This is a genomic window from Tenacibaculum sp., assembly GCF_048269885.1.
Taxonomy (GTDB): domain Bacteria; phylum Bacteroidota; class Bacteroidia; order Flavobacteriales; family Flavobacteriaceae; genus Polaribacter.
In genome coordinates this window covers 162,458-173,603 of the sequence record NZ_JBLWTZ010000002.1, presented here as the reverse complement: position 1 = coordinate 173,603, position 11,146 = coordinate 162,458, and the positions used below count along the sequence as shown (strand labels likewise).

At 33.0% G+C, this 11,146-nt stretch carries 7 protein-coding genes; 3 read left to right on the top strand and 4 right to left on the bottom strand.

The window, feature by feature from the left end; genetic code table 11:
• Nucleotides 1-2 precede the first annotated feature (2 nt).
• Both ACN0WY_RS02110 and ACN0WY_RS02105 read left to right on the top strand, forming a co-directional pair.
• Complete coding sequence (locus ACN0WY_RS02110; RefSeq protein WP_330487522.1) at nucleotides 3-737, top strand: LytTR family DNA-binding domain-containing protein; 735 nt, start codon at nucleotides 3-5, stop codon at nucleotides 735-737.
• Between the two features lie 4 nt (nucleotides 738-741).
• Complete coding sequence (locus ACN0WY_RS02105; protein ID WP_330487521.1) at nucleotides 742-1,257, top strand: gamma carbonic anhydrase family protein; 516 nt, start codon at nucleotides 742-744, stop codon at nucleotides 1,255-1,257.
• Between the two features lie 78 nt (nucleotides 1,258-1,335).
• Here the strand turns inward: ACN0WY_RS02105 and ACN0WY_RS02100 are convergent, their stop codons facing one another.
• Nucleotides 1,336-1,800: a Spy/CpxP family protein refolding chaperone gene (locus ACN0WY_RS02100; RefSeq protein WP_417799400.1), complete on the bottom strand. Its 465-nt coding sequence runs from the start codon at nucleotides 1,798-1,800 to the stop codon at nucleotides 1,336-1,338.
• A 102-nt stretch (nucleotides 1,801-1,902) separates the two neighbouring features.
• Between ACN0WY_RS02100 and ACN0WY_RS02095 the strand changes: the two genes are divergently transcribed.
• Nucleotides 1,903-2,880: an endonuclease/exonuclease/phosphatase family protein gene (locus ACN0WY_RS02095; protein WP_417799399.1), complete on the top strand. Its 978-nt coding sequence runs from the start codon at nucleotides 1,903-1,905 to the stop codon at nucleotides 2,878-2,880.
• A 108-nt stretch (nucleotides 2,881-2,988) separates the two neighbouring features.
• On the opposite strand, the gene ACN0WY_RS02090 is transcribed toward ACN0WY_RS02095, so the two are convergent.
• Genes ACN0WY_RS02090 through ACN0WY_RS02080 form a run of 3 tightly spaced genes read right to left on the bottom strand, consistent with a single transcriptional unit; the run spans nucleotide 2,989 to nucleotide 11,146 of the window.
• Nucleotides 2,989-4,323: a hypothetical protein gene (locus ACN0WY_RS02090; RefSeq protein WP_417799398.1), complete on the bottom strand. Its 1,335-nt coding sequence runs from the start codon at nucleotides 4,321-4,323 to the stop codon at nucleotides 2,989-2,991.
• A complete protein-coding gene (locus ACN0WY_RS02085) occupies nucleotides 4,320-10,514 on the bottom strand; it encodes a protein kinase domain-containing protein (protein ID WP_417799397.1) in 6,195 nt (2,064 codons plus the stop codon). Before ACN0WY_RS02085 ends, ACN0WY_RS02090 begins: the two co-directional genes overlap by 4 nt.
• A complete protein-coding gene (locus tag ACN0WY_RS02080; protein ID WP_417799396.1) occupies nucleotides 10,511-11,146 on the bottom strand; it encodes a 4Fe-4S single cluster domain-containing protein in 636 nt (211 codons plus the stop codon). Before ACN0WY_RS02080 ends, ACN0WY_RS02085 begins: the two co-directional genes overlap by 4 nt.

Sequence of the window (11,146 nt, the reverse complement as noted above, 5' to 3'; positions counted from 1 at the left end):
CGATGAACATAAAAGCAATTATAGTTGAAGATGAGCAAATAAGTAGAGATATACTACGAAATTATGTAGCTAAATATTGTCCCAATGTTGAGTTGTTAGGGGAAGCAAGTAATATTGAAGAAGCGCAAAAACTAATTGAAAAATACGAATTAGATTTGGTGTTCTTAGATGTAGAAATGCCTTTTGGAAATGCTTTTGATTTGTTAGAAAAAGTAACACACCAAACTTTTGAAACGGTTTTTGTAACTGCTTATGATCATTACGCTATTGAGGCGTTAAACAATCAGGCAACTTATTATTTGTTAAAGCCAATTTCAATAGACGAATTGATTAAAGCAGTAGGCATTGTAACTGAAATAAAAGAGAGAGAAAATGAGTTAGAAGCAGCTGTGTTAACTCCAAAAATAACACATCAAGTAAATGGTAAAATTACGATTCCTCAACAAGATGGATTTGAAGTAGTTGCGGTGAATGAAATTTTGTTTTGTAAAGCAGATGATAATTATACCGAAATCTATTTTGAGAATTCTAAAAAATTAGTCAGTAAAACACTAAAATATTTTGAAAAAGCTTTAAAAGATAGTTCTTTTGTTAGAGTACACAAATCGTTTTTAGTCAATGTTAATGAAATAACAAAGTATAAAAAAGGAAAAGGAGGAAGTGTTGTGCTGTCAAACGGAAAAGAAATTATGGTCTCAGCATCTAAAAAAGCAAATTTATTATCATATTTTAAATAAAATTATGCCAATTATAAAAGCAGTAAGAGGGAAACAGCCTCAAATTCCAAAGGATTGTTACATTGCTGAAAATGCAACTATTGTAGGAGATGTAGTAATGGGAAAAGAATGTAGTATATGGTTCAATGCAGTTATTCGCGGAGATGTACATTATATAAAAATGGGCAACAAAGTAAATGTGCAAGATGGCGCAGTTATACATGCAACGTATCAACAATCGCCAACTACTATAGGAAATAATGTATCGATAGGTCATAATGCGTTAGTGCATGGATGTACTATTCACGATAATGTATTGATAGGTATGGGAAGTATTATTATGGATGATTGTATAGTAGAGTCAAATTCTATAATAGCAGCAGGAGCAGTTGTAACTAAAAATACGCATATTGAAAGCGGAAGTATTTATGCAGGAGTACCTGCAAAAAAAGTAAAAGATATTTCTAAAGAGCTTATTTCAGGAGAAATTGACAGGATTGCCAATAATTATGTAAAATACTCAAGCTGGTTTAAAGAGTAATTGAATAGTAAAAAGCCCGGTTCTGTTTCCAAAACCGAGCTTTTTTCAATCAAAAACTAATCTACTAATAAGTTAAATTTATTTTTCTTCCTGATGTGTTTTTGTAGGCTTACCTTTTTTTGATTTTTTGTGAGCTGCTTTCTTTTTATGCCTTTTCATTTTTCTTGCAGTCATTTTTTCATAACGCTCATATTGCTGTTCATTCAAAATGCGCTTCATTTCAGATTTGTATGCAATTTGTTTATCAAGCATTTTAGTTTTCATAGCATAACGTTCGTCTGCTGTAGCTTTTTTACCGCTTTCTTTCATTGCTTTTTTCTTAGCCCACATTTTCTGTCTCTCAGCAACCTGTTTAGCTATTAAAGGAGTAATTTGTTTTTGTTGAGCCTCAGTTAAATCGAGTTGTAAGGTCATTTTTTTTACCGCTAGTTCCGTTTTTTGTGCTACGGTTAATTTTTCATGCTCAGCTTTATTTCTTTTTTGTGCTTGAGTGGTAGCAGTAAAACCAACTGCTAAAATCAAGAGTGTTAGTAATTTCTTCATGTTATTAAATTTTAAGGTTTTAATTATTTTACATCTCTAAGACCACAGGAGCTTAAAAAAGTTTAAATTTGAAAGCATTTTTTAACATTTTTTTAATTTTTTATGAAGTCTATTTTTAGAATTGCATTAAGGTTTTTATTATTAGTTGTTGGGGGATTTGCGGTATTTTTTTTCTGGGCATCGTCTCCAACAATGAATGAAGCAGAATACGCAAAAATCATTACGCACAACTACACAAGTACAGTAGATAATGATTCCATATATAGTATTGTAACATACAATATTGGATATTTGAGCGGGATGACAAATAATCGAGCAATAGCTAAACCTAAAGAACTATTTGAATCAAACTTAAAAAAAGTGCTTACAGAGGTTAAAAAAGTGAATCCAGACATAATAGCGCTTCAAGAAGTTGATTATAATGCGGCGAGATCATATGAGGTGAACCAAGAAGAAAAATTAGCAGAATTAGGTTACAATTATGTGGCTAGAGGTGTAAATTGGGATGAGCATTACGTGCCTTTTCCATATTGGCCACCAAGCATGCATTTTGGTAAAATAGTTTCAGGGCAATCAATTTTAAGTAAGTACGAGCTAAAAGATTATGAACGTATAGTTTTAGAGCGAGTAGCGGATAATCCTTTTTATAGAGATGCGTTGTATTTAGACAGACTGGTACAAGTGGTAAAAATTATGATAGAAGGAAAAGAGGTAGTAGTAATAAATTTGCATTTAGAAGCATTTGATAAAACAACCAGAGCAAGGCAGTTTGAGTACGTATTGAATCTTTTTAACAAGTATAGAAAGACATCTGCTACAATTTTATTAGGAGATTTTAATTCAAAAGCAAGAGATAGTGAAGCTGTTATTCAAAAAATGTTTGCAATGGATGGAGTAGGCAATGCTGCTTTCTTAAGTGAAAATCCTGAAAATACATTTGACACAAAAAAACCAGTAGAGCGTATTGATTATATTTTTTACACGGAAGATTCTATAGAATATGTAGGGGGTGCTGTGTTAAAAGAGTTCGGGAAAGCATCAGACCATTTGCCTGTTGAAATGAAATTTAAGTTAAAATAAATAATGAAACTCGGTAATTTACCGAGTTTCATTATCGTACTATTTTTCTCTAAAATAGTAATATGTGTCACAATGCTGTATAAAGGTTTGAGTATCGATTTATTAAATTTAAAGCTTTTTTCTTTTCTTTGTTTTAACTTCTCTTTTTACATAACTATCACCTAGAGTAACTTCTTTTAATTTTACTAAGCCTGTTTCTTCAGCCTTATCTATAACAATAGACAAATTCTGACTTTCTAAAATAGCTTTGATATCATGAAATTCATCACACCAAACTTCCTCTTGGTTTTTATCGAGGTTTGGGCTACGTTCGTGACTTCTGTTTTTATCGGCAACAACTCGTGCTTGGATACGACTTAGGTTTTTGGGGCTCATAAACTCTACGCCATATAACGAACTTTTTGCTTTCTTTACTACTAAACTTCCATTTTCAACCCATGCAGTTTCCATTGTGTCATTAACTTCATAACCTGCATTTTGCAATGCCTTTTTAATAGCCTTTCGTCTGGTTTCAATAATGATTTTCTCCGAAATTTCAGCATATAAATATTTAGCTTTTTCTGAGGTGTTTTTTATATCATCTAGATTATTTGAATTAAGTAATACCATCCATTTATCAATAAAATTCAGGTTCAATTCTAAAGATTCCAATTGGTCAACGGCTGTTTTAAGTTTTTCTTTAGCTTCTCGTAATGCTAATTGATTTTTACTGAATTCGGCTACCTGGATAGTTAATGAATTCAATAACAAATCGTAATTAGGGGCTTCTTCATCTAATTCGGTACAACGATCCATAAACTCCTGTATTTTGTTCTGAGAAATTTCAGAAATATACATTTTCTTCAATGCGTTTTCCAACTTTTTTAGTCTGGAAACCACTTTAGGACGATCGGAACGCCATTTTTGCACAGATAGCAAGCTTTCACCAGAAGATAATCGTTCTTGAATAGCTTTTTGTTCATCTGTTAATGTTTGAGAGTCAAAATAAGCTTCTTTTAAAAGGCTGTACAAATAATCTACTTTTTCACGGTATTCTTCTATTTCATTTATATTTGATGGAGTGTCGAAATCTTGAAAATCAATACTTTTCTTTTTAAGTAAGAAACGTAATTCGTTATGTGTACTCTTTAGGTTCTTAAATGATTCCCATTTAGAAGTTCTAATTTTAACTACTTTTTTTACCAAATTCTTCTTTTCCTTATCTAGAAACTCAATTTGTCCAGAAACTTCTCGCTCTATTTTCCTATAATCATCTTCTGAAATATTTTGGTAATATTCCAATGTTTCATTCAAAGCAGTTTGAAGTTCTTCTGTAAACATATTGTGTTTGATGGCATAAGCCTTCACTTGTTCTATTTTGTTTTTTAATCGAGTTAACCACCTTTGCTTTATCAATTTTCGCTCTGCTGGGGTAACGATTCGTATAACTTTTGGTCCGCTCATGGTGTTATGTTTAAAGCATTTTCTATGGCGTGTTTCAGCCTTAATTTTTCATTCTCTGTATCTTGTAACCACTTATAAGAGGTAGTTCTATGTATATGAGGAATCGATTTCTTCAAAATCAATGGACGCCATATTTCACGATGTCTTGCATTTTTAAGTAATGGATTGTGAGGTACATCACATTCAACACCAATTACAAACCTTCCTGTTTTTTTGTCTTCAATGGCTAAATCCAAATAAAAAACATTGTTATCATTATTTTCTACGGTTTCATAGCCCAAACTGTGAATGTAGTTTTTAACAGTATTTTTAAAACCATCATTTTTTAGAGCTTTGCTTTCTTTGGTTTTTCTTAATGAAAGTCTTTTTAATGATTGATTAGCAACTTCTATCTGATTATCAAAATGTGTTTCAGTATATTTCAAATAACCCTGAATATAATCTCTTGGTTTTGATGGAGATCGTCCAGTGGAAAGCATGTCAGAAATATCTTTAATGGGCATTGAAGTGGCAATAACAACTTTATGTCTTGCCCTTGTAATAGCTACATTGAGTCTCCTTTCTCCTCCACGATGACCGAGGGCTCCAAAATTGCGGCGGAAAACTCCTTGTTTATTAAAACCAAATGTAGTGCTAAACAAAATCATATCACGTTCATCTCCTTGAACATTTTCTACGTTCTTAACAAAAAAGCCCATGGCTTCTCCTTCTTGTTGTTTGTTACGTTCACGATTTAAAGCTTCCATAAAGACTTCATCTGAAAGTGCTTTTTCTTCAATTTTATCTTCTATAAGATCTGCCTGCTTTTTATTGAAGGTTACAATACCTGTGCTTAAAATTTCATTTTCGGGCAACTGCCAATGGTTATATAAGTATTCAATTAGTACTTCAGCTTCAGTTTCGTTGGTTTGTTCATTATAAATACCATTTACTCGAATGACTTCTAGTGGTTTTGTTTTTTCAATTACGTTTTTGGGATGATAAGCAGGAATGTGTAATTGACTAGAATAAAAGGCATGATTAGAAAAGTTGATAAGCGCCTTGTATTGAGAACGGTAATGAATTTGAAGTGTTGTGGTGGGAAGAACCGTTTTGGCTAATGTCAATAAATCTGGACAATCTTTGACTTCTTTTTTATTCCAAGCCTCTTCGTATAGTGTTAACTCTTCTTCAGAATTATCCTCACTGAGTTCGATATTTAAACCTACACCTTCGTCATCATCCATTTTATGACCAAAGAAATTTGCCGGAGGCATTTGCTTTTCATCACCACTTATAATTACACGTTTTGCACGATAAAGTGAGGGAATAGAATGATCGATTAACATTTGAGAAGCTTCATCAAAAATTACCACATCAAACAACCCCGCTTGTAATGGTAAGGCTTGCGAAACAACCTCTGGACTCATCAACCAAATTGGACGAATATCCATTAAACCTAAATCGTCACCTAAATGAATAAATTCTCGAAGTTTTTTATAGTTCTGTCCTCGTAGTCGCGTAATGCTGTGCCATCGTGATTTTGAGCCAATTTTTTCAAAATCATAGTTTAGGGTAAGTAATTCTTTGTTTAATGCTTTTATTTCAGCCAAATTATTTTCCAGTAATTGTACATTTTGGTCAATATCACTATCAGCCATTAGTAAGGCTGGTGTTTGCTTTTCAATACGTTGTTTCCAACCCAACAAACCTTCTCGTCGTATTGTTTTTCGGATAATTTTAGACCAACGTTCTGAAGCATATTGAGCAATTTGCTCTTCGTAATTTCTAAGAATAGTTAAAAGGTGTAAAGTGATGTCTTGTTGAGGTTTACCTCCTAGTCTTATCCTGAATTTTTGATATGGAATAAAGTGGTTAATGTCCTGAGACATCATCTGAATAACCGACAAATCTACATCGTTATTTTTTATGTTTGAAAGGAAAGTTTTAAAACTAGAATCTTCTAACCATTGTTTTAGGTCAGTCAGTTTTTCGTATGATTCTTGTCTTTTTTCAAAACGTTTATTGGCATTGTTCAACTCTCTTATAAAGTTTTGAAACTCGACTTTCTTACCAGATTTCAAAACTTTTTTAGCTTCGTCTTTTAGAGGGCATTGTTTTAGTGCTTTTGCTAAAACAATCGTTTCCAATAGTTCGTTAATTTTACCACTAATTTTTACAGCAAGAAACTTGGGTTCGGTATTAGGCTCTACTGTGTTGTTTAACTTTCTTAATACATTATTAAAGTGATTTCGATATGCTCTAAAAGTAATTTCGTATTCCGAATTTGTTTTTAGTCGGTTTATACTTTCTTTATTAGTATGAAGTTTAAATTTTTTGAGAATTTTTTTCAATCGAAACTGATGTTTCCATGTTAAAGGGTTAAGAAACTTAAAAATGGATTTGTTTAGGTGATTATCACAAGCTTGAATTATTTTTTCTAGAGTTTCATCTTCAGATTGTATTAAAAAAATAGAAAAATTGACTTTTTTATAGTTGAAAATCAAATTTTTGAGATCTTCCAATAATTTTTTCAAATCATTAAGAATATCATCGCCAATGGATTTTTCATTGAATTCATCCCAAATCAAATCAAACCAAATTTTAGCATTTTTGGCTTCTTTATCAGTAATATTTAGGAGTTTTTGTTCGTTTTTATACAACCATGTTCTATAGAATTGAGCGTGTTCATTATCATAGACACCTGTGGTTTGTTTTATACAGTCTACTCTTTTTGTTTCAACCTCATTAAATCGTTCTATATTTTGTTTAATTACTTTTTTTGTAGGGTCATCATATTGTGTAATTTTTAAATTAGAGAGTGCATTATCTTCATATTTCGAAGGTAGCCAATCATGTATTAACGTGCTGATTTCTGTTTCAAGAATATTCAATTCATCTGCTGAAATGTTTTCTAAAAAATTCCGTGCTTCAGGAATATCAATATAATCATTGTCTTGAATTTCAATGAGTTCAGATAAAATGTTTCGATAACTTGCGCCTGCTTGCTCATCAAGTACATGAATCTCCTTAGAGATTGTATTTAATTCCGATTCCAGTCTGTCTATTTGTTTGGTTAGATCATTTCGTTTAAATGTAATTTTTTTAAGTATATTTTGTTGTTCGGATTCGTTTAAATCTAAAGAAACCTGTTCGCGAATACTCCGAATAATTTCTTGCCTGTCTTTGGTAATATCAGTGATAGAGAGTGCTCTTTTGTCTAGGCCTACGGCTTCCAAGCGCTTCATAATTACCTGAATTGCTGCTCTTTTTTGAGAGACTACTAATACTTTTTCTTTCCTTCCAATACAATCGGAAATAATATTGACAATTGTCTGACTTTTCCCTGTACCTGGAGGACCTTCAATCACAATACCAGGTTTTAACCGACTATGTATTACTGCGCGTTCTTGTGAAGGGTCTACATTTACTACAGTAAAGCGATTGTTTTCTGATTGTATAGGCTCATATTCGGGTATTTGTGGTGTGTGGATTCTTAAAATTGGTTCCATAGCCGTTCCCGAATGTGGTAGTTTTTGAAGCAAACGCAAATCTTCACTAATTGATTGACCTGTAAAATTAGCATTAAAAATCACTCCAGAGCCATGTAGTTCCAAACCTGTATTTTCCATCATATAAGTGATTTCTGGATGAGTAACAAGCTTTGAAGCCTTAGATTTGACAAATGAACCGAAAGCATCTATAACCTCTGAAATATTTAAAGATTGTCTACTTAAAATCTCTTGATAAATTTGTGTTATTCTTTTGTATTCCTCAGCCTCTAAGGAACTTGAAAGTGCTGGATTCAGTCGGATTTCTTCACGAACCTTGTCAAAACCAATTTCTAATGTAGGATTTGAACGGTTTTTAAAATCCAGTGTAATTGGCCATAGGATAATAGGCAAGATTCGGGGGCGATTGTTTTTTTTGAACTGATTAATTAAAAAAGGAAATCCTAAATACAAAGAATCCAAACCTGTATCGCGCTTAAAGTTTGCTGTTCGTAAAGCTAATCTTCTTGTTCGGTAACTAAGTAATGGGTCTTGACTGAAACTTAGTGGGTCTATTTTTTCCGTACTTGATGAGCGATTAATAATACTATTGAGTAGTTTTTCAGAAGGTTTTAAGGGTGTACCTAATGCTTTTAAATCTAAACGAGGGGAATGTTTAGAAATAATTAACCTTACCAAAGGTCCTCTGGAGGCAGTATGAATAATCTTTCTTTCAAAAAAATTCAATAAGCTAGACGCGTATTCATGCTTAGGTGGGATGACCCATTCTTCTTTGGGAATTGATAAACACAAAATCGATTGCAATATTGGTAGTCGCCTTTCTATTCTGAAACGATCTGCCCAACGATTTAAGTGGTCGTTATTACTCTGCGAAAAGCCCTCTAAATGTTCATGTAGTGATTCGTAAATCTCTAATCTGGGTTTTATTAGAACCTCTCGGAAGAAGCTTTCATTAGACTCAATTTTTATTTTTATCGCCAAATTAGAGGCATCTTTAATCAATTGCTCTAAGGGGATAAATTGATCCTGTTGGGCGCTTAAAACTAGTATTAAATCTTCTTCACTGAGTCGGATGTCTCCCATTAAATCCGATAGACTGATGTTTTTGGCATCAGGATAAATTTGACGTAAAAGATTTAATTCAGATTTTAATCGCACCCTAGAAGTGCTTAGAGAATTGATCTTGAACTTATCACAATCTAATTCAATATCCAAACTCTTTGCTTTATGTAATACATTTTGCTTTCTACTTTTAAGGTTGACCAACCATTTTTCGCGTGAAAGAGTATCCAAATAATCAGGAATGTCTCCTGCTATAAGTTCTGAAGCGAGTGTAGGGTTGCTAAGCAACCAAGCAGGAATAATAATTTGTCCTCGCCAAGTAAGCGGTAAAGCTTCATTGAGGTGCATTAAAGCTAATGAAAATCGCCATTCTAAATCAATATTCTCTTTAGAACGCAAATTTCTGATAGTAGCAGTTATTTTACCTTCGCCAAGGGTTTCTTTTATCCAATTTGAAATTTCACCCGAAGTAAATAAAGCCAAACCTTCTTCCCAATTATTCTCCTCAGCTGCTGCAAGTGCAAAATAGCTTACATTGGTATAGAATGTATCTCCGAGTTGTATAGTTTTTTCGTTTTTATGATCAACCTCAAGAGTAACTTCTATAGGAGGTGCAACGTATTCTTTATTCAACCATTTTTCCACTTGTTCCCAACGCCATCGTTTTAGAGGGTCTCTACACAACAAACCTTTTAGTAATAAAAGTATACGTTCATCAATGCCTTCTGGAATTTGAACACCTCTGGTTACCAAATGGATCATAAATGCTTTGTCGTTGATACCTTGAAAGAATGTTCCTTTGGTAGTTTGCTCTAAAACTATCATTCCTAAACTCCACCAATCCGAAGCAGGACTTACTCCACCAATTATAGCTTCCGGAGCTGTATATCTGGTTAATTGTAAAGGTGTATCGGTATCGAGGTCATAATCTGATAATCTTGCAGAACTGTAATCGATAATCACCAAATCAAAGGTTTCATTGTCACGGATGAGAATGTTTTTAGGACATAGATTACGATGCCTAAAGCCCGCTTCTGAGAAATCTCGAAGTGCTCGACTAATTTCATTTACCAGAGTTTCAATTCTATTTTCTTTGATATATCCTAAATCATTGAGAGATCCTCCTTGGATATGTTCTGAAACTTCAAAAAAGCGATTGTTACAATAGCCTGTTTTAACCAATTGTGCAATATGATCCACATCTGCTCGGTGTAGTACATCATAAATTGCTTTATCAGGTTCAGAATTTTCATGATAATAAGTTAAAAAAAAGCGTTTACCATCAGTATCCTTAACTAAAAAACATTCTTTAGTAGCTCCTGAAATCTCGACAGATTCAATAATGGTATATGAATCTATTTGTTTAATAGTTTCTTCTTCCTGAACTGTTAACTCTTGAATATCAGCACCACATTCCATGCACATAAAATCGTCTTCTCCAACTTCATGCTCGTTTTTACAAAATCGTTTGATTGATTCTTCAGCTTCATGTTGAATTTCGACTCGGCCGCCAACTGGAGTTTGGGGCACATTCATCAATAACCAACTACAAGGTGAATTACCGATTAAATTTTGACAATACATTTCAGTTACTGGTCGTTCACTATTACATGCAGGGCAAAGTCGTACGTATTTCATTTCTTGTTTTGCTTTATTACCGATTGTGTGTTAGTTATTTCAACTTCATTTTTCCGAAAGCTTTCCGTTATTTTATTCATTCCATTAATAGGTATACCCGCCATCCAAAGTGTCTGATCATCAAACTGTATGTCCAATTTCTTATCGGGTTTTTTGCCCAAGTATTTAGTAAAGCTTTGTTCTCCTAAATCAGTAAGAAAATGAATTTGTTGATTATCACTTCCTAATAAGGCTTGGGTTTGAGTTTTTGTATAGTCATAAGGTTCAGAAATCAACACATCAATCAATTCTTCTTGTATAACTTTTTTATTTTTTAACTTCTGAAAAGAATATCCGCTATATACTAGAACGGAAAGCTTATAAGACTTAAGAAATTTTAGTAACTCTTCTAAAGCAGGCTCTTGATCAAAAGGTTCGCCGCCAGAAATAGTAATGCCATCACATTTTGGAAGCCACTTTTTTAGTAGATTTGTCACTTCTTTTATATTTATTGAATTGCTGTTGAACTGCCAGGTATCTGCTGAAATACAGCCTTCACAATGTATAGAACACCCTTGGAACCAGATGCCAATTCTTTGTCCTGGGCCAAGTGTAGTTACTGGAAAATGTAAACGTGAGATTCCTATATCCAT